The following is a 26,038-nucleotide window of genomic DNA, read 5'->3' as shown; positions in this document are numbered from 1 at the left end:
CATGGACACGAATCTGGCGCTGAAAATAAAAACGCCCCGGTAAACGGGGCGTTCGGACGAACGGTCGTACTGCAGCGAGTTAAGTGCGCGGTTTGACCGTTCCGCAGTTCTGGCCCAGCCACACGGCTTTAGTGTCCATGCTGCCATTCTGCTGCTGGCCGGTGGCATTGAACGAGCCAATGACGTGGGTGGTGAACTGGCGATCACTCAAGAACTGCGCAGTGCCGGTGCCTTGGGCACGTGGGCAACTGAACTTGAATTTCCAGGTAGGCCCGTTGCGGTCAGTGATTTGCTGAGTGCAGCCGGTCTTGGGATCGGTCAGCGGAATCTGCTCGTTCTTCACCTGTTCGGGCGTCAGACACACCCGAACGCCTTGACCGCCCAAGGTAATCCCTTGTTTTGCCAGCATTTGTTCCATGGCCGCACGCTGTTCAGGGGCCATCATTTGCAGTTGGGCGAGCATGATTTGCATGTCCGGCATCTGCTGGCCATCGACCTGCATGTTGCTCGACGTCAGCTCCCACAAGCCGGGCTGAAGCACTTGCGCTTGAGCGAAGGGCGCAGCCAGACAAACCATCAACGCCAATACGCGCTTTTTCATGAATCTGTTTTCCTTTTTTGCCTGAAACAGTGTGATTGCGGCATGCCAGCGAGACCGAGCGAGGTCGCTAGACGATGACGCTTAGACGGCGAATCCGATAACCAGTTGCAGCCAGAATAAAATAGCGACAATCCCCGCCCGCTGTGGTCTGTTAGACACCTATACGCCTCGAACACAAGGTTGCGCATGGATTACCACAGCCCGTATTTCTTTGGCTATCTGCTTGGTTTTACTCACCTGCTCGGCATCGTAGCAGCGATTCACGCTCTGCTGACCGTGCGCACCGCACAAGGCTCGATTGCTTGGGCGATGCCGCTGATTTTCATCCCTTACATCACACTCATTCCTTATCTGGTCTTTGGCCGCAGCACCTTCGACGCCTACATCAAGGCGCGTCGTCAGGCCAACAACGAGATGCGCAATGCCATCGTCGATTTCAACTGGAAACCCTGGATCGAAGAAGCCGTCGCGGCACGGCGCTCGGATGCCTATGAGTCGCTGCGCGCCATGCCCAAGCTCGGACGGATGCCGTGCCTCGCCAACAACGAAGTGAAACTGCTGATCAACGGGGACGCCACGTTCACGGCCATTTTCGATGCGATACGGGCGGCGAAGCGCGTGGTGTTCGTGCAGTTTTTCATCATTCATGACGACGGGCTCGGGCGCCGATTGCAGTCGCTGCTGTTAGAGAAGGCCGCCGAGGGCGTCGAGATTTTCGTGTTGTACGACCGTATTGGCAGCCACTCGCTGCCCGCCAGCTACGTCGAAAAACTTCGGGCAGGCGGCGTACAAATCAAAGCCTTTGCCACGCGCGGCGGATGGCTCAATCGCTTTCAAGTCAACTTCCGCAACCACCGCAAGATCGTCGTGGTGGATGGCGTGAAGGGGTTTGTCGGCGGCCATAACGTCGGCGACGAATACATGGGCCTCAAGCCACCGCTGGCGCCGTGGCGAGACACGCACGTGTCCATCGTCGGCCCAGTGGTGGCGTGTTTGCAGGAATCGTTTGCCGAGGACTGGTTCTGGGCAACCCGCGAACTGCCGCCGCTGATCCTGCCGGAGAGCTACCCCGAAGACGGCGTGCTGTGCCAGTTCCTCGCCACCGGCCCGGCTGACTCGCAAGAGACCTGCTCGCTGTTCTTCGTGGAAGCCATTCATGCCGCAACCGAGCGCGTGTGGATCACCACGCCGTATTTCATCCCGGACGAAGCGGTATCGGCGGCCTTGCGGCTGGCGGTATTACGCGGGGTGGATGTGCGCCTGCTGCTGCCCTCGCGGCCTGACCATTACACGGTCTACGCGGCGTCCAGCCTGTTCGCGTTCGAAGCGGTGCGCGCGGGCGTGCGGATGTTCCGCTACAAGCCGGGGTTCCTGCATCAGAAGGTGGTGCTGGTGGACAACGAGATTTCGGCGATCGGCAGCGCCAATCTGGACAACCGCTCGTTCCGCCTGAATTTCGAGCTGATGCTGCTGACCGTGGACGAGGAGTTTGCGCGGGAGGTGGAAGCCATGCTCAGCGACGATTTCGCCCAGGCCCATGAGATTTCCATTGAGGAAAGCAAAGAGACTCACCACTTACAGCAGTTGGGGATGCGCGTGGCGCGGTTGATCTCGCCGATTTTGTGATTTATTCGCGGAGGCTCACGCCCCGTGTGGGAGCGAATTCATTCGCGATTGGCCGTTACATCCGACGCACATCCATCGACTGTAAAACCGCTTCGCGAATGAATTCGCTCCTACAGGGGATCGGCGCGCTGTTAAGGGTAAAGATCGTCCCGCGTCAGCGGCAGGTCGTGGCTGCCATCGGCTCGGGGCTTCACGGCCAGAATCTGATGCAGGTTGATCCACCCCTTCGAAAACGCATACGCGCAACCCGCCAGATACAGCCTGAAAATCCGCAAGGCCTGTTCCGGCACCATCGCCGCCGCTACGTCGAGCTTCTCTTCCAGACGGGCGCTCCAGTGATCGAGGGTTTTGGCGTAATGCAAACGCAGACTTTCCACGTCCACCACTTCCAACCCTGCCTCGCTGATGAACCCGCTGATCATCGCCAAGTGCGGCAGCTCACCATTTGGGAACACGTAACGATCAATGAAATCTCCGGCGCCGCGCCCCACTGGACGGCCATCGGTATGCTTGGCGGTGATGCCGTGGTTCATTACCAGACCGCCCTCCTTCACCGCGCCGAACAGACACTTGGCGTACAGCTCAAGGTTGGCGTGGCCCACGTGTTCGAACATGCCGACGCTGACGATCTTGTCGAAGCGGCCATCTTGCGGCAGGTCCCGATAATCCAGCAGTTGCAGCTCAACCCGGTCTTCCAGCCCTTCGGCTTTCACGCGCTCCCGCGCCAGCGCCAGTTGCTCGCGGCTCAGGGTGATGCCGAATACTTTCACACCGTACTCTCGGGCCGCGAAGCGGGCCAGTCCGCCCCAGCCACAGCCCACGTCGAGCAAGTATTCCCCAGGCTTCAGGCGCAGTTTCCGACACAGGTGATGGAATTTGTCCTGCTGCGCTTGCTCCAGCGTCTCGGTGCCGGTCTTGAAGTAGGCGCAGGAATAGACCATCTCCTTGTCCAGCCACAGCCGGTAGAAGTCGTTGGAAAGGTCGTAGTGGTAGGAGATCGACTTGGCGTCGGTTTCCTTGTCGTGCTCGGTGCGCACCGGGACGACATCGTCATCCTCGTCCACCAGCGCGGCCGTCAGCTCGTCGCAGACGCGCATGACTTCGCTGATCGAGCCTTCGAGCTCCAGACGGCCTTCAACGAAGGCGCTGCCCAGGAGGTCGAGACTTGGGTGAGTGAAATCGGACACCAGCGAGGGGTCCTTGACGACAATCGTGACGCTGGGGTCTGCCCCCAACTCGACTTCATTGCCATCCCAGAGCTTGAGTCGCAGTGGTAAGTGAAGCTTCTGTAACGCCGGTGGAAGTTGCGCGAGCATTGAGAAAACCCCCTGATCCAGAAACACGGAAAAGGGTAGTCCAAAACCGGTTCCAGAGCAGGAACCGTCAGGCTATCGGCTTTTATGAATGACAACGTGGAACCTACTGCCGGGTACTTCCATGCCCCTAGGTTTCGAGCCAATTTGAAGCCTGCAATGGAGCACCCTCTGCATGACTGATAGGTAATTTGTTACAGAGTTCTTCAAAGCTCAAGCGAATTTTTATACTTAGTGCAGGCGTCTAATCCGGCGCTCTCAGAGAGGGCGCCGAATCAAAGACTTACGACGGCATGTGAAATTTCGCGATGGGTTCGTGAAAGCGCAACAGGCGCCCTGCGTTACCCAAAACCAGCAGCGTGCTGAGGTTATGCAGCACAGCGGCGATCATCGCGCCCGCCGCACCGAGGACGCCAAAGGCTGCCAGTGCGACAATCGCCAGCGTCCATCCCAGCCCGATAATCACGTTCACCTGCAGCGTGGAGCGACATTGGCGGCTCAGACGCACGCATGTGCCCAGACGACGCAAGTCACTGCCGATCAGCACGATGTCGGCAGACGCCAGCGCAATGTCCGCACCGCCCGCCCCCATCGCCACACCCACGACACCTGCCTTCAGTGCGAGGGAGTCGTTGATGCCATCGCCCACAACCATGGGCCGGAAGCCGCTCTTGATCTCGCCCATGACACGGTTGAGTTTGTCTTCCGGCAATGCCTGCGCGTGGATGTCGCTGATGCCGACTTCGGCACCGAGGCTGTCCGCCACGCTCTGACGGTCGCCGGTCAGCAGCAACTGACGCCCCATGCCCAGCTCGCGCAGTTCGCTCAACGCCTGACGCGCTTCGGGCTTGAGGCTGTCGGCCAGCAGCAGCCAGGCCAGGAACACACCATTGACCGCCAGCCCCGCAATCGGACCGTCATGGTTGGGCACGGGCGAGGTCTCGATTCCAAGTTGCGCGAACAGCTCGGGGCGGCCCATCGCCGCTTCACCACGGCCTGTTTGTGCGATGACCCCCAGCCCCTGACGTTCGCGAATGTCTTCCAGCGCCAGCAAATGATCCTTTTCCACCAGCCCTGCCAGTGCGCGACTGACCGGGTGGCTGCTGGCGGAACCCAGGCTGGCCGCGAGCGTAATCACGTCATCGCCCGCGCCCGCCTCGGCCTGCACCGATTGCAAACGCAGGCTGCCGTAGGTCAGCGTGCCGGTCTTGTCGACCACCAGGGAGGTCAGGTCCGCGAGTTCTTCGAGAAACGCCGAGCTGCGAATCAGAATGCCGTGGCGGGCCGCGACCGCGATCCCGGCGATGGCCGTGGCAGGTGCCGACAACACCAGCGCACAAGGACACGCCGCCACCAGCACGGCGAGCATCGCCTGTGCGTTGTTGGTGATGAACCAGGTGACCGCCGCGATCAGCAACACCAGCACCATGTAGCTGCCCGCGTAGCGTTCCAGCAAACGCGTGATCGGCGGCTTCGAACGTTCGGCGTTCTGCATCAGCGCGATGACTTTGCCGAGCGTCGATTCGTTGCCGATGCGCGCCACTTCGATGCGCAGCAGACCGTCGAGGTTGATCGCACCGCCGAACACTTCCATGCCCGCACGCGCTTCGAGAGGCACTGATTCTCCCGTGATGGGCGCGGTGTCGAGACTGGCCTGACCCGACATCACCAAACCGTCAGCAGGCACCCGATCACCGGCGCGCACTTCGACGCGATCACCCGCGACGAGAGAGCCGTTGTCCACTTCGCGAATCGTGCCATCGGCTCCGATCAAACGCGCATGGCTACGGGTGAGTTTGCCGAGGGCCTGAATCGCCTCTTGCGAGCCAATGACGCTGCGCTCTTCCAGCACGTGGCCGAAGATCATGATGATCGGCAGCAGCGCGGCGGTCATCAGGTCGCCCGTGGCCCAGGCACCGAGCATGGCCAGCGCGATGAGCTGATCGGTGATGCCGTGCAGGCTCGGGTAACGCAGGCTGTACCAACCGGCGCTGACCACGGGAATCGCCACCAGCAAAGACGCCACGCCCAGCAGCAACTGGCTGACGCCGACCTGCTCGGGTGCGAAGAATCGCCAGACCAGCCCCAGCGCCAGCAAGCCCAAGGCGAGCATGGCTAGGGTCAGTTGCCGCGCAGCGCTGCGCTGTTCGTTGCTGGTCAGCATGCTGCCGGGCGTGGGGGTGTCCGCGTGATGATGCTCGTGGTCGTGAGTGTGGTCGTGGTTATGTGCGGCGTCGGCACTCATTTGTCGGCTCCCTGAATGATCAGGCGTGAATCGTCATGGGGATCGACCGTCGTCACGGAACCGGCCTGCTTCAGAATGCCCGGCACGCGCTCGCGGTAGATCCGCAGCAGCAGACCCGGGTCGCTCTTGTTCTGGATCGATTGCGCCAGACCGGTGACGGCGGCGGTGTCGGTCTGGGCCTTGGCCAGTCGCTCGGACGCTTGGGCATGGGCGACCTGCAAGGTGCGGTCGGCCTGCTGATTGGCAGTCTGGTTTTGCTTCTCAGCGTCCGTGCGCGCATTGGCGACGGCCTGATCGGCTTGCTGGCTGGCGGTCAGCACGGCGTTGAAGGCGTTGACGGCGGCAGGCGGCAAGCTGGACTGGACGTCCACCCGCACCACTTCCACCCCCAAGCCAATGCCGGTGGCGGTCAGGTCTTCGAGGCGGGTGTTGATCCCTTGCACCAGATCACCCCGCAGACGCTCACGACGCTCGGCGGCCTGGCTGTCTGAGCCGATCAGCTCGGGGCGCGCCACCAGAATCGTGTCCAGGTCCCGCGCTGCCGTCAGGCTGACCGCGCTGCGATTGACCAGACGATCCAGCGCAGGCAACACGTGCTCACCCTGCAACACGAACTCACGGGGGTCGGTGACCTTGTAGTACGCCGTCACATCCAGCTGTACGACACCGGCATCGCCCGTCAGCAGATAGCCCGAACCGGCCAGCGCGTCGCTCATCGGCGTCGCGAAGCTGGTGACCTTGTCAGCGGCCTGGGCCGTGGGCGAGCGCAGCAGCGTTTCCACGTGGCGTTCGATCACGCGGTCCGCTGACGGCAGCAGCACCACTTGCTCGAAAGGCTGCGGCCAGGCCAGCAAAAGACCGGCGTTCTGCACGCGATCCAGCTCACCAAAGCGGAAGACCACGGCGCGGTTTTGCGGATCAATCTGGCGCACGTTGGACACCGCCCAACCCAGTGCCGCCAGCAACGTCACGACATACAAGCCCATGAACGCCAACCGACTCGCTTGCAGCCAAGGGCTGTTCACCGCCGGGCGCTCGATCGGGGTCGAGTCCTGCTCACTCATGGCTGCGTTCCAGCTTTGCCATCCGGCTTGGCATCAAGGCTCGGCGGGCCATCCACCAATACGCGGAACGGCGCGGCGTCTGTGCGCAGGATCAGCTTGGTGGTCGGGCCGACCACGGTGCCTAGGGTGTCCAGCGAGCGCAGCAGGTTGTACAGCTGCGGCGAGCTGGCGTAAGCGCGGCCGTAGATGAGAGCGGCTTCGACGCGGGATTGCGCTTCGATGTCGGCAGCTTTGACGGTGGCGTCCGCTTCGACGATGCGCGCATCGCGTTCCGCTGCCGAGCGAATCTGCGCGGCTTCACGCTTGCCGATGGCCGTGCGTTCGGTGGCGATGGTTTCACGTTCGGCGCGCATGCGGTCGACCGTCGCGTTGAGGGTCACCGACGGCAGTGTCAGACGCTCGACGCCCACTTGCAGGACGCGCACGCCATAGGTCGTGAGCAATTGCTTGTCGATCTGCTGGCGCAGTTGGTTTTCGAAGTCGCCGATGCGCACTTGGTTGGCGTCGGTGTTGATCAGGCTCGACAGGTCGAAGCTTGCCGCCGTGGTTTCCAGCGCCGAACCGACGAAGGTGCGGATCTGCCGCGCCGCTTCGTCCGGTTCGTTCTGCACCGCACGCATGAAGCGCTTCACGTTGTCAGGGTCGCCCTGCACCTGCCAGGCGACGTAGGCCTGCACGATGATGCGCAGGCCGTCGCGAGTGCCCACGTCCTGCAAGCCGCTGGAGGTGGTGCGCAGCCGCAGGTCCACTGGAATCGCCGCCTCGAATGGCGCGGGCCAGCGCCAGCTCAAACCCGGGTCGAGCAGCACGCGGGACGGGTTACCGAAACGGGTGATGACAGTGGCTTCGCCAGAACGCACCTGCACCAGGCTCGCGGCTGCCACGGCAAACGCGATCAACACCGCTGCCAGCCCGGCGCGACGCCACGGAAAACCCACCGGCCCCGACGCTTCGCCGTGGTGATGGTGGCCATGGTGATGGCCGTGACCGCCGTGGTCGTGACCTGAATGGTCGTGATGGTCGTGGGAATGAAACAGACTCAAGGGACGACTCCTTATTCAGCCATTGGCTGTTCAGCCGACTTTGGCGACGCCGCAGGGTCGACCGGGAGGGTGAAAGAACGCAGATCGATAGTGGGGGCGCTGGTGCCGCCCAGTCGATGATCCAGAACGAGCAATTTGGCGTGGGTCACGCCCAGGGTCAGTTGACTCAGGTACTGCTCCAGCAGAAACGCCTGACCGGCCTTGGCGTAGCCTTGTTGTTCGGCGCTGAAACGCAGGTCCGCGCTTTGCGCCGTGGCCATGACTTCGCGGGAACTGGCGGCGGCCTGATCGTGCGCCACGCTGGCGTGCAACTGCGCCAGGTTGGCCTGATCGGCAGCGGCGCCTCGTTCGCGGGAAATGAGCGCTTGAGCGCTGATCTGCGCCGCTTGAACGGCGTGATACGCGTTGGCGGCACCGGCCGGCGGGTGAATCGATTCGACGACCGTCGCGAGGATTTCCACGCCGCTGTCGAGTTTCTTCAGGTCCCGCGCCACGGCAGTGCCAATGTCGGCGGCCAGATCAGTGCGCTGCTCGCCGAGCAATTCATCGAGGGTCCGCGAGGCGAAATCATGCACCAGCACGCGGCTGGCGGTGCTGCGAATCAGGCTCGGAATGTCGGCGCTGTTGTAGGTCGCGGCCATGGCGGCCTGATCGTCGAGACCGATGCGGTAGACGAAGCGCACGTCCATGTTGACGATCTGGAAGCTCTGCTTGTCGCCCGAGCCGCTGGCGATCACTTGGGATTTATCGTTGATATGGGTCGCGTCCCACAGCCGGTTCGCAACCGCGGGCGGCGGCCCTTCAGCCGGATCGCGCACCTGTTCCGCGTCGTTGTTTTTGGCGTTGGCGTCCTCGGAAACGCTGGTCGCCAACTCGTGCACGACGCCATTCTCTACCGGCCGCACGGTCCCGAACGGCCATGGCAGCCCGGCGTGGAGGCCCGGTCCCATGACTTCGACGGGCTTACCGAAACGCTCATAAATGCCTCGCCCCTGCATCGGAATTTCGTGCACGCCGCTCAGGGCCCAACCCAACGCGACGATCACGGCCATGACGGGCAAGAAGGCGCGACGCATGTAGGTAAACGCCCAGATCTGCCGCAGGTCGATGCCGAAGCGGTTGTGCAATTCGTTCTGCAGCGCAGTCAGCGGACGCGGCGGCCAGCGCAGGAGACCAGCAGCGAAACTGCTCGCGACCAGGCGCGGCTCAAGCCGGTCGTTGCGCGGGCTGAAAACCGACAGCAGTGCGCGGATCAGCAATTCGAGCGCCACCAGCCCCGGCAGCAGGCCGACCAACACCGCCAGACGCGCAGGCCAGACCCGCTCAACCGACGAAAAGAACAGACAAAGCGCCGCGATCAGCAACGTGCCAATGGCCATGCGCGTGATCTGCGCCAGTTGTTCGGCTTCAGGCCACGACGCTTCGGATTCGTTGCTGAACTGGCGCTCCAGCACCAACAGGCCAAAGCCGATCAGCAGCAACAGACCACCGACCACGCTGCCGGTCAGGCCGACATTGGTACCGATTAGTGCGAGGTTCCAGACCAACGAAATGCTGATCAGCGCCAACAGTGACCAGCCCGCGAGCCAGAACACCGACGCCCCGATCTGACCGACCATCGAGGTTCCGGCCCCGCCGATGCGACCGAGCATGCGGTCGTACCAGCCCTGCTCGTCGGCGACGACGTCTTCGTCCGCCACCACCGCCACGTCGTCCGGCGCGATGACACGGGCGCGCCACAAGGCCACCACCTGCGCCGACTGCATGGCCGACGCCAGCACCAGCAGGCTCGCGGCGCTGTTGGTCAGCACGGCAGTCCATAGGGAATTGGGGGAAAACAGGTCAACGAACAGCGAAAGCACCAGGCCGATCACGCCCATGGTGCCCAGCACGTAGGTCAATCGCGACAGGCGCCGAGCATGAAAGCTCGCGCGCTGAAACCTCGGCAGACTTGCAGGCGTTGCACCTTCAACATCCAGATCAACCCGCATCGACACTCCACACCTTGCTGAACGCTGTAGTCATTACCCTGCCTGTCCACGTCGTGGGATACGCATCCCGAAACACAGTTTAACGGGGCGTTACGATATAACAGAAGTCGTGAAATTTTCGTCTGATCAACACGTCGGAAGATGACGAATTATTCACTCAGACAGCCAGCAGACAGGTTAGCCCGCAAAGGGCGCCCCCACGACGTCATTTTCTGCGCGCGGGCCTTGCATCGGCGTGCGCCACAGCGTCAGATACCTCCTACAAAATTCCTCTAAAAATACACACCGCTGATCCACCCTTTCCGATCCGCTCGACACGACACGAGTGGCCGCTTGAAAGGTCAGCGCTGGAGCCTGTTCGATGCGTCAATTGCCTTCGTTGAACACCTTGCGCATCTTCGAAGAGGTCGCTCGGCACCGCAGTTTTAACAAGGCGGCGGAATCGCTGAACGTGACCCAAGGCGCCATCAGCCGGCAGATCAAGCAGCTCGAAGATTACCTGGGCATCACGCTGTTCATTCGCACGCCGCGAGGCCTGTCGCTCACCGAGTCGGGCGCCGCACTGTCGCCGAATCTGGCCCAGGCGTTCGATCACATCGAACGTTCGCTGCAAGCCGTGCGCGTACCCAACCTGCGCCAACGCCTGCGCATTCTCGCTCCGCCGACGTGGGCCACGCGCTGGCTGTCGGCGCAATTGCGCACCTTCGTGCAGCGTTATCCGGACATCAGCCTGAGCATCACCAACCAGGCCAATCACGACGGATATGCGGAAGTGGACTGTCACATCCGCTTCGGACTGGAGGCGGACACCCACTGTCATAGCCAATTGCTGGTCATGGAGCGGCATATCGCGGTGGCGAGTCCCGAGTTATTCGACAACGGCGAAGCGCCGGACCTGCGGCGTTTTCCGCTGCTGCACATTCTCCACGAAGGCAAGCGCCTGAAGGTGTGGGAGAACTGGCTGAGCGCGGTAGGAAGAATCGATGTCGATGCGACGCAAGGGCTGGAATTCAGTACGCTGGATCAGGTGATCAACACCGCGCTGTCAGGGGGCGGACTGGCGGTGATCGACCGGCAGATGATCGAGCGCGAGCTGGCCAATGGCAGCCTGCTGCCGATCACCCCGGTCGAAGTGATCGGCCCGTACGGCTATTGGCTCGACATCCCGAACGACAAGTTCGGGCTGTCGAAGGTGCAGCTCTTTACCGAATGGCTGAGCCTGGCGAGTAATCCCTGAATGGGATCAATTGTAGGAGCATGGCTTGCCCCGCGATCTGTCGCAAAGCGACAGTAAAATCTGATAACTCGGTCTTACTGTTGCATCACCATTACCGGATTTACGACTGCTGCGCAGCCGATCGCGGGACAAGCCACGCTCCTACAATGATCGGGTTAAGCCCGAGACGTCAGCGGAATCTCGCCAGGTGTGACGCCCGTACCCTCCTTCACCGTACACGCCTGATTCAACGTCAACGCTTTGGTTTCCGGCGCCCACGCCCAGGAGATAATCGCCCCCAGCGCCAGAATCGCCGCGAGAATGCCCATGGTCGGGCTCAAGCCAATACCCGCCACGCTGACCGGCAACAGAAAGGTGCTGATCGCCGACCCCAGCCGACTGACCGCCGTGGCCAAACCAATCCCGCTGGCGCGCACTTCGGTCGGGAAGCTTTCTGCCGGGAACACGCCCACCAGGTTGCTCACCGCCGACAGCACCACCGTGAACAACGCAAACGCCAGCACCATCAGCAGCGTCGAGGCGCTTGGCAGCACCGCCAACACAAACAACGCGATCGCCAGAATGATGAACGAGTTGATCAGGAACCCCCGGCGGGTGAATTTCACCGTGCACCAGATGCCGATCAAGGCGCCTGCAATCAACAACATGTTCAGCATCAGCTCCGTGCCGAAGCCTTCCGCCAGGCCCATCTTCTGCAGAATCGACGGCAGGAAGGTGTAGATGGCGAAATACGGCATTACGATGCAGACGAAGAACAGGCAGTTGAACAGCGTGCGCGTGCGGTACTCGGGGCTGAACAGAATCGCGTAACCCGAACGACGGTCGCTGGAGCGCTCTTCGTCCATGACTACGTGGTCGCCCAAGTGCTTTTTGACGATGGCGCGCGCTTCGGCGACGCGGCCCTGATTGATCAGCCAGCGAGGCGATTCGGGGGTGCCGATGCGCGCGATCAGGATCAACGCCGCCGGAATGGCCGAGGACGACAACATCCAGCGCCAGGCATCGTCGCCCAGCGAAAGCATGGCCGTGCCGACGAAGGTCGCCGCCACATAACCGAAGGTCCAGATCACGCTGAACGAACCCAGCAGCACGCCGCGATGTTTCTTCGGCGAGAACTCGGCGAGCATGGCGTGGCCAACGCTGAAGTCGCCGCCCAGACCGATGCCGATCAGCACCCGACACAGGAACAGCTGCATCGCGGTTTCGGCGTAAAACTGCAACACCGACGCCGCCGTGATCAGCACGAAGCTGACGAGGAAGATTTTCTGGCGGCCCAGCCGATCGGAAATCCAGCCGAAGAACAGGCTGCCGAGAAACAGGCCGATCAGCGCCGACGCCCCGATCAGGCCCTGCCAAAACGCATCCAGGTGCAGCTGCGGGCTGAGCAAGGTAAACGCGATGCCGATCAGGCCAAGAATGTAGCCATCGGTGAAGTGCGCACCGAACGTCAGGCCTGCAATCTTGATGTGAAATTTACCGATGGGCAGATCATCGATTTGTACCGGTTGAACAGACATGTTTGCCTCCAGTTATTGTTATTGACGGAGAAGCGAAACCAGAATTTTCCCGCTGGCTACCCAGCCGGCGGGATTCGACTGTAGGAGTGAGCTTGCTCGCGATGGCGGAGGGTCAATCACCACCTCAGCGAAAGACAAACCCATCGCGAGCAAGCTCACGCCTACAGAAAGGGGTAGCGAGACGGGTGCGTTCCCGCGCAGAGCGTGGGAACGATCGGCGTCTAGAGCCCACCCATCAGCAGGTATTTGATTTCCAGATAGTCTTCCAGACCGTACCGCGATCCTTCGCGCCCCAGGCCCGACTCCTTGATGCCGCCGAACGGCGCGACTTCCGTGGAGATGATTCCTTCGTTGATGCCTACCATCCCTGCTTCCAGACCTTCGGCCACTCGCCACACACGGCCAATGTCGCGGCTGTAGAAGTACGCCGACAGGCCAAACGGCGTGTCGTTGGCGCGGCGCAGCACTTCAGCTTCGTCCTTGAAGCGGAAACACGCGGCGACCGGGCCGAAGGTCTCTTCCTGCGCGATCAGCATCTGATCGTTCACTTCAGTAATCACGGTCGGCTCGAAGAACGTGCCGCCCAGCGCGTGACGCTGACCGCCACACAAGAGCTTGCCGCCCTTCTCCAGCGCATCGCCGACGTGTTGCTCGACCTTGCCCAGTGCGGCGTTGTTGATCAGTGGACCTTGCTCGGTTTCGCCTTCCAGGGCGTTGCCCACGCGCATCAAAGCCACGGCTTCGGCCAGCTTGCGGGTGAAGTCTTCGTACACGGCGTCTTGAATGAAGAAGCGGTTCACGCAGACGCAGGTCTGCCCGGTGTTGCGGAATTTCGAGGCCATGGCGCCTTTGACGGCGGCATCCAGATCGGCGTCGTCGAAGACAATGAACGGCGCGTTGCCGCCCAGTTCCAGCGAGACTTTTTTCAGCGTGTCGGCGGCCTGACGCATCAGCAATTTGCCGACGCGGGTCGAGCCGGTGAACGACAGTTTGCGCACCACAGACGACGCTTGCAGCGCGCCGCCAATGGCCACCGCATCGCCCGACACGACGTTGAACACGCCCGCTGGAATGCCTGCCTGTTCGGCCAGCACGGCCAGCGCGAACGCACACAGCGGGGTTTCCTCGGACGGCTTGAGAATCATCGTGCAGCCCGCCGCCAGCGCCGGGCCGACTTTGCGGGTGACCATCGCCAGCGGGAAGTTCCACGGTGTGATCGCCGCGACCACGCCGATGGCTTCCTTGGTGACGACGATGCGCGCATCGGCCTTGTGGCTCGGAATCACGTCGCCGTAGGCGCGCTTGGCTTCCTCACCAAACCACTCCAGAAAGCTTGCGGCGTAGACGACCTCACCCATCGCTTCAGCAAACGGCTTGCCTTGCTCGCGGCTGAGCAGCGTCGCCAACTCACGCTGATTGCTCAGCATGAGTTCGCTCCAGCGCTTGAGCTTCACGCTGCGTTCCTTCGCAGTCAGCTTGCGCCAGGCTGGCAGCGCGCGTTCAGCCGCGTCGATGGCGTGATTGGTTTCTTCAGCCCCACCCTTCTGCACTTGGGCGATCAGCTCGCCTGTGGCGGGGTTGAAGACGGGGTACGTCGGGCCGCCCGTCGTCCATTGACCGTCGATGTAATGCCCGTTGCGGATCAGCGCGCTCATGCCACGGCCTCGGTCAGGCTGAAGACTTCAGTCGCAGGCCGTGCAGTGCGCAGGATGCGTTTGCCAGCGGTGTAATCGTTGATCACATCGCACGGCGTGTAATTGCGCTCCAACTCGTACAGCTCATCGGCATCCAGCCTGGTTTCCAGCGCGGCAAGGGCGCTGTCGAACTGAGCCGTGGTGTCTGCGCCGACCAGCATGCAGTCGACGCCCGGATGGTTGGCGACCCACGCCTGGGCGATCTGCGCGTTGGACACGCCACGACGCTGGGCCACCCGCTGCACCGAGTGCGCAATCTGGAACGAGGCTTCGTCGCTGTACATCTGTTGCGTGAAAAAGTCGGTCTGGTTGCGGGTCGATTGCACGTCGCCGGTCAACAGGCCACGCGCCAGCGGGCTGAACACGGAAACGCCCAGGCCCTGATCGCGGCAGAACGGAATCATCTCGCGCTCTTCTTCGCGGTAGGCGCAGTTCAGCTGCAGCTGCATATTGATCGGCTTGACCCAGCCGTTGCGCTCGCAGGCCATGAGGATCTTCGCCAACTGGCCGGTGAGCATGGTCGAGACGCCGATGTAGCGCGCCTTGCCGGAGCGCACGATGTCGTTCATCGCGCTCATGGTTTCTTCGACGGGGGTGTTCACGTCGAAGTAATGCAGCATGAAGACGTCGACGTAATCCATGCCCAGGCGGCTCAGGGAAGCGTCGATGCTGTCCATGATGTGCTTGCGCGAATGGCCGCTGGCGTTTTTGCCGGAGCGGGTGCCGTAGCCGACCTTGGTGGTGATCACCAGGTCTTCGCGACGGGCCAGGCGCTTGACGATGCGGCCCACCACTTCTTCGCCGACGCCTGCGGAATAGAAGTCCGCCAGATCGATGAAGTTGACGCCGTTTTCCAGCGCGTGACGCACGATCGGCTCGCTTTTCTTCTCGTCGAAGATCCACGGTTTCCAGTCAGGCGTGCCCATGTTCATGGTGCCCAGGCACAGCCGCGAAACCTCGAGGCCCGAATTTCCCAAACGAATGTATTGCATGGCGCGGACCTCAGGCTTTTGGCGTGTAGAACGGGTTGCTGATGCGGTTGACCACGTCGGCCAGTTGCGAGCGTTCCGGCTTGCCGGTCAGGGCGGCGCGGATCGCGGTGCGGCAGGCGTTGTAGTTGTTCAGGTAGACGGCATCCAGGTCGTCACAGGCCGGGTTGACCCAGTTGGCGGTGACGATGGCCCATTCGTCTTCGGCTTCCGGCGGCAGGGTGCCGTCGAGCAGGGCTTCGGTGACGGCCTTGGCGATACCGGCCTGGGACGCGCCCCACGTGGCGTTGCCGTGCAAGTCGCTGCCGATGGCGGCCTTGTTCACATACAGGGTCATCGGTTTGACCGGGATGTTCGGCTGGGCGATGACCATGAACGGGCAGTGACCCTGGCTTGGCGAAGCGAGGCTGTTAGCAAACGCCTGGCCAGCAGGGCCATTGCGCGGGCCGATCAGGATGTTGATGTGGGCGGCGTTGACGCCCGGGCCTTCGAAGCCTTCACCGATGTACAGGTCGAGTTTTTTCATGGAGTGTTCTCCGGAACGGAAAAATGCGGGTGATCAGAACCGCACGCGGATGCCGGGCATCGCGTGGCGAATGGAGGAAGTCGGAGAGCGCCGCATGGGGCTGGACGGAATCGGGGCGTGCAGAGAGGTCATATCGCAAGCGCTCTTTGTTGTTGTGGGTGAGCTGTGATGCGATTTGTATCACCGGATATTTCGGGGCCAGTAACTATAAAAACTCATGGGGGTATGAGTGCAAGTCATATCCCCAGTGCTACGCATATTTCGACCTGTAGGAGCGTGGCTTGTCCCGCGATCGGCGACGCAGTCGTCGTAATCTATGCATGCGGTATGTCTGACACGGCCAATAGGAATGGATTTACGACTGCTGCGCAGCCGATCGCGGGACAAGCCACGCTCCTACATGGGCGTGGCGTGATGGCTAAGCACAACCCCAAACTTGCACTATGCTCCCAGAAAGTTATCCACAGGGGAGCGGCCCGCGATCATGCTGACCACACTCAAGACCTGGCTGCTCAAAGTCCTGCATCCGGTGGCCAGGGTTCTGTTCGATGACGGCGTGCGCGCTATTCACGTGACGTCATGCGCGGGGCTCATTTCGGTGGCCGTCGGGATGCTGGTGGCCGCGTTTGCCGCGTACCCGCCAATCTTCCTGTTGATTCCGATCTGGATGCTGATTCGGATGCTGTTCAACGCGGTGGAAACGTTGCTGGTGACAGAGTTCGGACAACACTCCAGATTCGGCACCTGCGCCCGCGAGTTGAGCCGAGTTGTCGCTGAAACCGCTCTATTTCTGCCGTTTGCAGTGATTCCCAAGGTCAGCCTGTTGCTGGTGCTGACGGTCACGCTGCTGGCGATTTTCAGTGAATTCGCCGGTTTGCTCGGGCCGTTGATCAAGGCGTCTCGTCGGCGGGACGGTCCCTTGAAAAGCCACGTGCGCATGCTGTGTTTTGGTCTGTTTGGCGTAGGCATCGCCTCGGAGCGCGTCCTCACAGCGCCGATTAACGTCATCATGGCGGTGATGGCCATTCTGCTGCTGGTGACCCTCGTCAGACGCATTCGGGGCGCAGTGGCTGAAGTGACAAAGCCTGCCACCACCCCTAACGCCAAGGTTTATGCACAAGATTGAAGAAAGTGTTTCAACAGCTTTACACACAGACTGCCAACACGTTATCCACAGGTCTCATTCCGTGCACCTTTTCTTGTAGGAGACCGGATTTCGACGGCAGCGAAATTAATCATCCGGGCAAAAACCGTTTCAGCCTTGTAAAGCCCTGGCCTTGACCTCACCTCACTCCTGAGTCGATATTACGGACATAATTTTTCTCTGATAGGGTCCATCAAGACATTCGCGGAGAGCAGACTACGCTTCCTCCACTGTCATTTCTTCATTCAGGAGTACGCTCATGAGTCACTACGACGTTGTCATTATTGGCGGCGGCCCAGGCGGCTACAACGCAGCCATTCACGCCGGTCAGAAAGGCTTGAAGGTCGCCTGCATCGAAGGCCGCGAGACCTTAGGTGGCACCTGCCTGAATGTGGGATGCATCCCGTCCAAATCCCTGCTGCACGCCTCTGAGTTGTACGAAGCGGCGACAGGCGATGAATTCAAAAAGCTCGGCATTGAGGTCACGCCGACCCTGAATCTGGCGCAGATGATGGCGCAGAAGGTCGAGAGCGTGACCGGCCTCACCAAAGGCATTGAGTTCCTGTTTCGCAAGTACAAAGCCGAGTGGATCAAGGGCTGGGGTCGTCTGGCCGGGCCGGGCAAGGTCATCGTCACCGATGCCAGCGGCGCCGAAACCGAGCTGACGGCCAAGGACATCATCATCGCCACCGGCTCCGAACCGACCCCGCTGCCGGGCGTGACTATCGATAACCAGCGCATTCTCGATTCAACCGGCGCGCTGTCCCTGAGCGAAGTACCCAAGCACTTGGTAGTGATTGGTGCAGGCGTGATCGGCCTTGAGCTGGGGTCCGTATGGCGTCGTCTGGGGGCCAAGGTCACGGTCGTGGAATTCCTCGATCACGTGGCCCACGGCTCGGATCTGGAGACTGGCAAGACCCTGCATCGCTCACTGTCGCGCCAGGGCATGAATTTCAAACTCAGCTCCAAAGTGACGTCGGCCGTCGCCAGTGACACAGGCGTGAGCCTGACAGTCGAACCCGCCGCCGGTGGCGAAGCCGAAGTGATCGAAGCGGACTACGTGCTGGTGTCCATCGGCCGACGTCCGGTCACGAAAGGTCTGGGGCTGGAAACAGTGGGGCTTGAAGTCGACAAGCGCGGCGCGCTGGCCAACAAGGGCCATCGCACATCAGTGGACGGCATCTGGGTGATCGGCGACGTGACCTCCGGCCCGATGCTCGCGCACAAGGCAGAAGATGAAGCAGCGGTGTGCGTCGAGCGGATCGTCGGCAAGAAGGGCGAGCTGAATTACAACCTGATCCCCAACGTGATTTACACCTGGCCGGAGCTGGCCAGCGTCGGTAAGACCGAGGAGCAATTGAAGGAGGAAGGCCGCGCCTACAAGGTGGGAAAATTCCCGTTCAGCGCCAACAGCCGGGCCAAGGTCAATCACGAAACAGACGGCTTCGCCAAAGTGCTGGCTGATGAAAAAACCGACGAGATTCTGGGTGTGCATCTGGTTGGGCCAAGCGTCAGTGAGATGATTGCCGAGTATTGCGTGGCGATGGAATTTGCAGCGTCGGCGGAAGACATCGCGCTCACCTGCCATCCGCACCCTACCCGCTCCGAGGCCTTGCGCCAGGCGGCGATGGCAGTGGGTGGGCATACGACGCAGGCGTGAGCCAAACAGTGATGACCCTGTAGGAGCGTGGCCTGTCCCGCGATCGGCTGCGCAGCAGTCGCAAATCCGGTGGATGCAATTCAGCAGGTCGGTGGTCTCCGGATTTTACTGCCGCTGCGCAGCAGATCGCGGGACAAGCCACGCTCCTACAGTTTGACTGCGCGTCGCATCACACTGGCAAATGCCCCAAAGGCAACGGCCCTTGCTGCTTGAGGGTGCGAATCGCGAAGTTGCTGCGAATGTCCCGCACGCTGGGCATTTTCAGCAGTGTGTCTGTGAGAAACCGGTCGTAACTGCGTAAGTCAGGCACCACCACGTGCAGCAGAAAATCCGATTCGCCCGACACGATGTGCGCAGAGATTACCTCAGGCAACACCGACACCATCTGTTGAAACTTCTGCGCCTCGTCTTCGTGATGGCGGTCAACTTTCACCCCGATGAACACCGTCAATCCCAGACCCACTGCATCGGCATCCAGCGTTGCCTGGTAGCCGCTGATCACCCCCGCCTCTTCCAAATGCCTAACCCGTCGCAGGCATGGCGAAGCTGACAACCCGATCTCATCTGCCAGTTGAACGTTGGTCAATCGACCGTCCCGTTGCAAAGCATTGAGAATGCGGCGGTCGTAGGCATCGAGCTTCACGTTTGATTGATTTGGCACAAAAGACTCCGTTTCAGCGGGCAATCAGCAGAAGATGCCAATACTAAGCCGTTCAGGGGTCAAACACGCAAGCACCTGCCCCACTCTCTCGCCTTAGAATTTTCTTCCATCATCCCTTCATCCGAGAGCCGAACCATGGAAAACATCGCGCTGTTTATCGCTGCCCTGTCGATGGTTCTGCTGGTGCCGGGACCAGACATGATCCTGCTGCTCCAGACCGGCGCCCGCCACGGTCGTGGCAAAGCACTGGCGACGGCGCTCGGATTGGCCATCGCCCGTGGCGGTCATGTGGCGTTGGCTGCGCTGGGGCTGGCAACGTTGTTCAAAGTCTCGCCCTGGACATTCGAAGCGGTGCGCATCATCGGCGCTGCATACCTGCTGTGGCTGGGGCTCAAGATGTTCAAACCGGGCGCGATGAGCATGACGGCCCAAGGCGGCGAGGGTGGGACGGCGCTCTCTTGGCGCGCAGCCGTCGGGCGCGGGCTTTTGACCAACCTGCTCAACCCCAAAGCCCTGCTGTTTTGCTCGGTACTGCTACCGCAATTCATCGACCCACACGCGGGTTCGGTGGCCGGGCAGTTCGCTGCACTGGGGGTGATTCTGGTGCTGGTCGGCCTGTCGTTCGACAGCGTGTACGCAATGGCAGGCGGCTGGATCGGTCGATGGCTGGCCCGCAGCGCGACCGCGCAACGCTTTCAGCAATGGGTGTTCGGCACGATGCTGATCGGTTTCGCCGTGCGTCTGGCTTTTATCCAGCAGGCGTGAACACCTCACCTAAAACACAACCCGCAATACTCTGAATGCTCACAAGTAGCCCTCTGAAACGATTTTTTCTCTTTTTTGCGAACAAGATGCCGAGATTGTTATCTGTTTGTTGGTAGTTTGCGTTCGGCAAGGATTGGGAAAGCGCACTTTCATGTGCAGGAAGGCACGGCATTTCTTCAGAGGCTTCACCTTATGAATCGCAGGAATCTACTGAAAGCTTCCATGGCGCTGGCAGCCTATAGCGCGCTGCCAGCCACGGGTCTTTATGCAGCACGCGCCCTGGCGGCAGCAGCAGATGGCGACATCGAACATTTCGACTTCAAAACGTTGCAAGACCTCGCCAAACAGATGGCCGGCAAAGCCTACGTCAGCACTAAGCAAAACTTGCCGCCCACGCTGGCAAATATGACGCCACAGCAGTTCAACGCGATCAAATACGACGCAGGCCATTCCCTTTGGAATGATGTCAAAGGCCAGTTGGACGTGCATTTCTTCCACGTCGGCGCAGGCTTCAAGACGCCGGTACGCATGTACAGCGTGGACCCCGCAACGAACGAGGCGCGCGAGGTGCATTTCCGCCCCGAGCTGTTCAACTACGAAGCCAGCCGCATCGATCAGACCCAACTCAAGGGTGATCTGGGTTTTGCAGGCTTCAAGCTGTTCAAGGCCCCGGAAATCGCGATCAACGACATTCTGTCGTTCCTAGGCGCCAGCTACTTCCGCGCCATCGACAGCAACAAGCAGTACGGCCTGTCGGCCCGGGGCCTGGCGATCGACACCTATGCCCACAAGCCCGAAGAATTTCCTGACTTCACCAAGTTCTGGTTCGAAAAACCGACCAAGGACGCCACCCGCTTCGTGGTCTACGCGCTGCTGGATTCGCCGAGCGCGACCGGTGCCTACAAATTCGATATCGATTGCCAGGCCGATCGCGTGGTCATGGACATCGACGCGCACATCAACGCCCGCGCCGACATCGAACAAATGGGCATTGCGACCATGACCAGCATGTTCAGCTGTGGCACTCATGAACGCCGGATGTGCGACACCATCCACCCGGAAATCCATGACTCGGACCGCCTGGCCATGTGGCGCGGCAACGGCGAGTGGATCTGCCGTCCGCTGAACAACCCGGCGAAGCTCCAGTTCAACGCCTTTGCCGACAAAGACCCGAAAGGTTTTGGCCTGGTACAGACCGATCACGAGTTCAAGACCTATCAGGACACCGTCGACTGGTATCACCGTCGACCGAGCCTGTGGGTCGAGCCGACGACCGCCTGGGGCGAGGGCTCCATTGACCTGATGGAGCTGCCGACCACCGGCGAGACACTGGACAACATCGTTGCGTTCTGGAACCCGAAAGTGCCGATCAAGGCCGGAATGTCCATGAACTACGGCTACAAGCTGTACTGGAGCCCGCTGCCGCCGGTAAGTACGCCATTGGCGCAGGTGCACGCGACACGTTCGGGCATGGGCGGCTTCATCGAAGGCTGGGCACCTGGCGAGCATTACCCGGATGTCTGGGCACGCCGCTTTGCGGTGGACTTCAATGGTGGGGGCATCGACCGGCTGCCGGAAGGCTCGGCCATCGAGCCGATGGTTACCGTGTCGAACGGCAAAGTGCAGGATTTCAACGTGCTGGTGCTGCCGGACATCAAAGGCTTCCGCGTGAGCTTTGACTGGTACCCGACCAGTGATTCGGTGGACCCGGTGGAGATGCGCATGTTCATCAAGACTGGCGACCGTACGCTGAGCGAGACCTGGCTGTATCAATACTTCCCGCCTGCGGCTGATAAGCGTAAATACACCTGAGTTTGAGGTCCGAACTCTGATCCGGTGATGAACCCTTTGTGGGAGCGAATTCATTCGCGAAGTTCGGTCAGGCGATAGAGATGCGTCGTCTCTACCCGTATTCGCGAATAAATTCGCTCCCACAGTTGGATTGAGCCAGACGCTTATTTCGTGGCGCCGGTGAGCTTGCTCTTGCAGGATTGGTCGAAAATCGAGCGACCTGTAACAAAAATGAATCATAGGCGGCACGCCTAAGGCTCATTTTTTTCCTTTATTTATTAGCGTCAATTTTTACACTCTCAATAATTTCAATAAGTTAGAAACTCTGATTTTTAAGCCTTATTCAAACTGTCCGAAAATTTGACTATTTCATTGACAGCCCTTTGATCTGCGGCTGATATATCCCCTGTCACGCCGCTTTGAGAGGGACCCCATTCGGCAATTCCCTCCCGTCACGGCCCTCCAGCACACAAGGACTTACCGGTTTCATCGACGGCGTTGCCGACGTCGGTGAGCGGTAGCGTGGCCACGACGCTTCTTTCATTTGTCACCCTATTTTCGATCCAGCGCTCTTGAGAGGCTGTTCCCATGATGTCGCCTACCCCCGCTTACGTTGAAAAGCCGTCGATCATGTCCTTCGACAAATCGACGGCCATCGTGCTGGTCGCGATCAGCCTGATTCTGGTCGAGACCTTCTCTGGCGCCTTGCGCTTCTACCTGGACAAAGCGGGCATCTCGGTGTTGCTGTACGCCCCGAAAGTCGCCTGCCTGCTGTTCTTCGCGCTGGAACTCGGCCGGTTCAAGGCAGGGCCTAGTGTGTGGCTCAGCTTCATCGCCTTGTTACTGTCGTCTGCATGGGCGGTGCTGAATGGCGCGGGGGCAGGAAACTTCGCTTTTGCCCTGTACGGCATCAGCCCGATGCTGTTCGGACTGGCGTGCGGCGATCAGATCACCAAGCACAAACGGCTGTTCATGTGGGCCATCGCCTTTGCACTGGCGGCCTCGCTGGCGGGCATCGCGATGGACAAGTACACCGACCTGCCGTGGAAGGGCTACAGCTACAGCATTGGCGGCACCGAGCTGAGCGCCAACACAACCTGGGCCTCCGAAGACGCCGACCGGCCTGCCGGGTTCGCCCGAATTTCCAGCGCGCTGGCGATCATCATCTCGATTTTCAGCCTCTACCTGATGACCACCGTACGTTCGAGAATGCTGGCCATCGCCATCTGCGCCGCCGGGCTGGCGGGGGTGATTCTGACCACCAGTAAAGCGCCGGTCCTGGCCTTTGCGGGCGCCGTTGGCCTGCTGCTGATCACCCGCTTCCGATGGACCACCCGCGGTGCCATCGTGGTGGCGGTGTTGCTTGGGATGGCGTTGCCGTTCGTGGCGATGATGTACGACTTCGACCCCAATAAAATCTCCACCGGCAGCTCGCTGTCATCGATTTACGACCGCCTCGTCAACACCTGGCCAAACGTGATCCGCGAGCTGGTCAGCGAAGACCGCGCCTACACCGGAGCAGGATTTGGGCTGGTGGGCAGTTCAGTGGCGGCATTCCCTGTGATCGGTGCGGACCTGTTCATGGTTTCCGACAGCACCGTCGTTTACCTCTGGGCGGCCTTTGGCGTGGCGGGGTTGTTCCTCTACGCGCTGCACATCCCGCTGTTCATCACTCTGGCTGACATCACGACCCGCTATGGCCGGGCGATGCTCGCCACCAGCTTCTGCATCTGCATCGTCAGTTGGACGACTGACACACTTGAAGTAACGCTGGCGAACCTGTTCCTCGGCATGGCCATCGGGCATGCCATGGCGGCGAGGTCGCACGTGAAGGCCGTCGCCCCAAAGCCGGTTGAAGCGGCACCCTGGGCCGGTCTCCCCGGCCTGAGCTGATCCCACAAAGGAATGCGTGCGCATGAGCCTATCGCGTATTGGCCGTGGAAGCCTGTTGCTGCTGTCGTGCCTGATCTCTACTTACGTCACGGCTACCGATTCATTCATCGTCGGTGTCGCCACCCACTCGATGAACAACGTTAACCAGCCACTGCGCAGTCTGGAGCTGGCCAGTCTGGCAGGCTTCACCTCGGTGCGTGATGACGGGTTCTGGTCCACGGCTGAACCGGCGCCCAATCAGCTGCAAATCATCCCGCCATGGCGGGCGTGGCTCGCCAAGGCTAACTCGTTGAACCAAGCACCGATGGTCATCCTCGGTTACGGCACGTCCTTCAATGGCAACGCCAAGCCGCGCACGCCCGAGGTGAAGATTCCGTACCTGAAATACGTCGATTACCTCACCCGCCAGTTGGGCAATCCAGTGAAGTACTACGAGGTTTGGAACGAGTGGGACATCGAAGGGCCAACCGACTCGCGCCTTAGCCGGGATTACGTCGCCATCGTGAAGGAAGCAGCACCGATCATTCGCAAAAACAATCCACAGGCCAAAGTGCTGGCGGGTGCGGTGACGTCCGCGGGCATCAAGGGTGGTTTCGTGGATCGCCTGCTGACGGCGGGCATCATGAATTACGCGGACGGCATTTCGCTCCATCCTTACGTGCACTGCGAGGGACGCGACCACAACACGCCGGAAAGCTGGATTAACTGGATGCGCGATCTGGACCGGCGCTTCACGGGCCTGGCCCATAAGCCTGTGCCTCTGTACCTGACCGAAATGAGCTGGCCAAGTCATGAGGGCCATTGCGGCATCGACACTACGCGTCAGGCGGCTTACCTGGCCCGCGCCTGGTTTCTCGCTCGCACCGTACCTTCGATCAAGGGCATCTGGTGGTACGACCTGATCAACGATGGCAACAAGCGCGACGATCAGGAACACAACTTTGGCTTGCTGAACGTGGACCTGAGCCCCAAACCGGCCTACTCGGTGCTCAAAGCGATCAGCCCCTACCTGAAAGACTTCGAGTACGACGCCAGCGCCAGTTTGCAGTCTGACGGCCTCTACAAATTGGTGTTCAGCGATGGTCGCGAGCGGATCGTCGTGGCCTGGGCCACGGGACGCACCCGAGAAGAACAGGTCGTCAGCCAAGCAATGAACAACGCGCCGTTGCGGGTGCTCGATACGCAAATGGCGAGCAAGGGGATGGTCACCAGCGAGCAACGCTGGAGCTGCACCGGCGACCGTTGCACGGCGTCTGTCAGTCTTACCGAGTTTCCAAAAATCATCCGGCTAAGCCCCGGCGCCTGACTCAAACACCCTGAAAAGCCCGCCTGACCTCGTCTGCGCGGGCTTTTTTCGTGGTTTTTCGTGAAACGATCTGCAAATAGTGGCATTACGACACATGCCCGACATTTTCCGCTGCTAGGCTTGGGCTCCTTCATGGATGCCCATGATCGGGGGAAGGTATGGGGTTACGTTGCAGACTGCTCGCTGTGTGCTTGCTCTGTTTGATCGCGCTGCCCGTTGCTGCGGAGGCCTTCGTGGCAGGCACTGCGCAGTGGAAGCCCTATGCGTTCGAGGACGATAACGGTCGCCTCCGCGGCTTGGCCGTGGACATCACCCGCCGAGTGATGCAACTCGCAAACGTGGACGTCACTTTCGTCACGTACCCCGTCAACCGTCTGCAATCGATGCTGCAAAAGAACGAAATCGACCTCAACTACGCCGATGCGCTGATCTGGAACACCCCTGAAGAACGGCAGCATTATGTGTTCTCCAAACCCTACTCCATCGTCAGCGAGCACCTGTATTTCCTCGCAGACCATCCCGCGCTCGGTCAACCCATCGAGAAGATGGATCACCTCACCATCGGCACAGTACGCGGTTACACCTACGCAGCGTTGGAACCGGCCCTTGAAACTCACCGTCTCGACCGGCTTGAGACCTCTCAGGACGACGCCCTGATCAAGCTGCTGCAAAGCCGACGCGTCGATGCGATTGCCATGGTGGACGATATTTTCGAAGGTTTGATCAACACCACCCACCTCGATCCCACCCAGTTCCGCCAGGGCGCCAAGCTCAGCGAAGCGCCGCTGGTAATCAAACTCCAGCCGGCACACGCGAAATGGCTCAGTCAAATCAACCAGGCCATCGACACCCTGCGCCGCACTGGAGAGCTGGAGAGCATCAGACGGCGCTATCTGCCAGGGAACAACGCCGTGGCGTGCGCAGCCACGGGAAGGGAGTGTTAGACAGATCTCAGAAATTACGCTGACCTGT

At 60.7% G+C, this 26,038-nt stretch carries 20 protein-coding genes; 9 read left to right on the top strand and 11 right to left on the bottom strand.

All coding sequences use genetic code 11. The annotated features are described in order from the left end of the window. Positions 1-79 precede the first annotated feature (79 nt). On the bottom strand, positions 80-601 hold the full coding sequence (locus tag GVN17_RS04195; protein ID WP_166593978.1) for a DUF3617 domain-containing protein: 522 nt from the start codon (positions 599-601) through the stop codon (positions 80-82). 186 nt (positions 602-787) lie between these two features. On the opposite strand from GVN17_RS04195, the gene cls reads away from it, so the two are divergent. Further along, positions 788-2,227, top strand: coding sequence for a cardiolipin synthase (gene cls, locus GVN17_RS04190; protein ID WP_166593977.1), 1,440 nt, complete (start codon positions 788-790; stop codon positions 2,225-2,227). Between the two features lie 131 nt (positions 2,228-2,358). Here the strand turns inward: cls and cfaB are convergent, their stop codons facing one another. The 5 genes from cfaB to hflK (GVN17_RS04165) all read right to left on the bottom strand — a co-directional run bounded on the left by cfaB (position 2,359) and on the right by hflK (GVN17_RS04165) (position 9,883). After that, the gene (cfaB, locus tag GVN17_RS04185; RefSeq protein ID WP_166593976.1) at positions 2,359-3,543 is read right to left on the bottom strand and encodes a C17 cyclopropane fatty acid synthase CfaB; all 1,185 of its coding nucleotides are present in this window, start codon (positions 3,541-3,543) and stop codon (positions 2,359-2,361) included. Between the two features lie 280 nt (positions 3,544-3,823). Beyond that, positions 3,824-5,785, bottom strand: coding sequence for a cation-translocating P-type ATPase (locus GVN17_RS04180; RefSeq protein WP_166593975.1), 1,962 nt, complete (start codon positions 5,783-5,785; stop codon positions 3,824-3,826). Next, positions 5,782-6,849, bottom strand: a complete 1,068-nt coding sequence (gene hflK / locus GVN17_RS04175) for a protease modulator HflK (protein WP_166593974.1) — start codon at positions 6,847-6,849, stop codon at positions 5,782-5,784. The genes GVN17_RS04180 and hflK (GVN17_RS04175) overlap by 4 nt, the downstream gene beginning before the upstream one ends. Continuing rightward, positions 6,846-7,892, bottom strand: coding sequence for a protease modulator HflC (gene hflC / locus GVN17_RS04170; RefSeq protein ID WP_166593973.1), 1,047 nt, complete (start codon positions 7,890-7,892; stop codon positions 6,846-6,848). Before hflC ends, hflK (GVN17_RS04175) begins: the two co-directional genes overlap by 4 nt. A gap of 11 nt (positions 7,893-7,903) precedes the next feature. Next, the gene (gene hflK, locus GVN17_RS04165; protein ID WP_166593972.1) at positions 7,904-9,883 is read right to left on the bottom strand and encodes a protease modulator HflK; all 1,980 of its coding nucleotides are present in this window, start codon (positions 9,881-9,883) and stop codon (positions 7,904-7,906) included. Between the two features lie 361 nt (positions 9,884-10,244). Here hflK (GVN17_RS04165) and GVN17_RS04160 point away from each other — a divergent pair, with 361 nt between their 5' ends. Next, positions 10,245-11,120, top strand: a complete 876-nt coding sequence (locus tag GVN17_RS04160) for a LysR substrate-binding domain-containing protein (RefSeq protein ID WP_166593971.1) — start codon at positions 10,245-10,247, stop codon at positions 11,118-11,120. Between the two features lie 155 nt (positions 11,121-11,275). Here GVN17_RS04160 and GVN17_RS04155 read toward each other — a convergent pair whose 3' ends face one another. The 4 genes from GVN17_RS04155 to fae form a co-directional block, all read right to left on the bottom strand. Continuing rightward, the gene (locus tag GVN17_RS04155; RefSeq protein WP_166593970.1) at positions 11,276-12,637 is read right to left on the bottom strand and encodes an MFS transporter; all 1,362 of its coding nucleotides are present in this window, start codon (positions 12,635-12,637) and stop codon (positions 11,276-11,278) included. Positions 12,638-12,858: 221 nt separating this feature from the next. Next, positions 12,859-14,292 carry an NAD-dependent succinate-semialdehyde dehydrogenase gene (locus GVN17_RS04150; protein ID WP_166593969.1) on the bottom strand — a complete coding sequence of 478 codons (1,434 nt, stop codon included), beginning with the start codon at positions 14,290-14,292 and terminating at the stop codon, positions 12,859-12,861. Further along, positions 14,289-15,323: an aldo/keto reductase gene (locus tag GVN17_RS04145; RefSeq protein WP_166593968.1), complete on the bottom strand. Its 1,035-nt coding sequence runs from the start codon at positions 15,321-15,323 to the stop codon at positions 14,289-14,291. Before GVN17_RS04145 ends, GVN17_RS04150 begins: the two co-directional genes overlap by 4 nt. A 10-nt stretch (positions 15,324-15,333) precedes the next feature. Then, a complete protein-coding gene (gene fae, locus GVN17_RS04140) occupies positions 15,334-15,846 on the bottom strand; it encodes a formaldehyde-activating enzyme (protein WP_166593967.1) in 513 nt (170 codons plus the stop codon). 484 nt (positions 15,847-16,330) lie between these two features. Here fae and GVN17_RS04135 point away from each other — a divergent pair, with 484 nt between their 5' ends. Then, a complete protein-coding gene (locus GVN17_RS04135; RefSeq protein ID WP_166593966.1) occupies positions 16,331-16,972 on the top strand; it encodes a CDP-alcohol phosphatidyltransferase family protein in 642 nt (213 codons plus the stop codon). A 277-nt stretch (positions 16,973-17,249) separates the two neighbouring features. After that, entirely contained in the window at positions 17,250-18,650 is a 1,401-nt protein-coding gene (gene lpdA / locus GVN17_RS04130) for a dihydrolipoyl dehydrogenase (protein ID WP_166593965.1), read from the top strand. A gap of 169 nt (positions 18,651-18,819) precedes the next feature. On the opposite strand, the gene GVN17_RS04125 is transcribed toward lpdA, so the two are convergent. Continuing rightward, positions 18,820-19,293, bottom strand: coding sequence for an Lrp/AsnC family transcriptional regulator (locus GVN17_RS04125; protein ID WP_166594273.1), 474 nt, complete (start codon positions 19,291-19,293; stop codon positions 18,820-18,822). Between the two features lie 153 nt (positions 19,294-19,446). On the opposite strand from GVN17_RS04125, the gene GVN17_RS04120 reads away from it, so the two are divergent. The 5 genes from GVN17_RS04120 to GVN17_RS04100 all read left to right on the top strand — a co-directional run bounded on the left by GVN17_RS04120 (position 19,447) and on the right by GVN17_RS04100 (position 26,010). Continuing rightward, positions 19,447-20,076: a LysE family translocator gene (locus GVN17_RS04120; protein ID WP_166593964.1), complete on the top strand. Its 630-nt coding sequence runs from the start codon at positions 19,447-19,449 to the stop codon at positions 20,074-20,076. A 192-nt stretch (positions 20,077-20,268) separates the two neighbouring features. Beyond that, a complete protein-coding gene (locus GVN17_RS04115; RefSeq protein WP_166593963.1) occupies positions 20,269-21,888 on the top strand; it encodes a glucan biosynthesis protein D in 1,620 nt (539 codons plus the stop codon). A gap of 567 nt (positions 21,889-22,455) precedes the next feature. Further along, on the top strand, positions 22,456-23,760 hold the full coding sequence (locus GVN17_RS04110) for a hypothetical protein (RefSeq protein WP_166593962.1): 1,305 nt from the start codon (positions 22,456-22,458) through the stop codon (positions 23,758-23,760). Positions 23,761-23,782: 22 nt separating this feature from the next. Next, positions 23,783-25,066, top strand: a complete 1,284-nt coding sequence (locus GVN17_RS04105) for a hypothetical protein (RefSeq protein WP_166593961.1) — start codon at positions 23,783-23,785, stop codon at positions 25,064-25,066. A 233-nt stretch (positions 25,067-25,299) separates the two neighbouring features. After that, on the top strand, positions 25,300-26,010 hold the full coding sequence (locus GVN17_RS04100) for a transporter substrate-binding domain-containing protein (protein WP_166593960.1): 711 nt from the start codon (positions 25,300-25,302) through the stop codon (positions 26,008-26,010). Positions 26,011-26,038: the final 28 nt, after the last annotated feature.

The sequence above is a fragment of the Pseudomonas sp. SLFW genome, from assembly GCF_009905615.1.
GTDB classification, from domain to species: Bacteria; Pseudomonadota; Gammaproteobacteria; order Pseudomonadales; family Pseudomonadaceae; genus Aquipseudomonas; species Aquipseudomonas bambusae.
The sequence above is the reverse complement of the archived record's forward strand: the minus strand, read 5'-3'. Positions and strand labels throughout refer to the sequence as shown.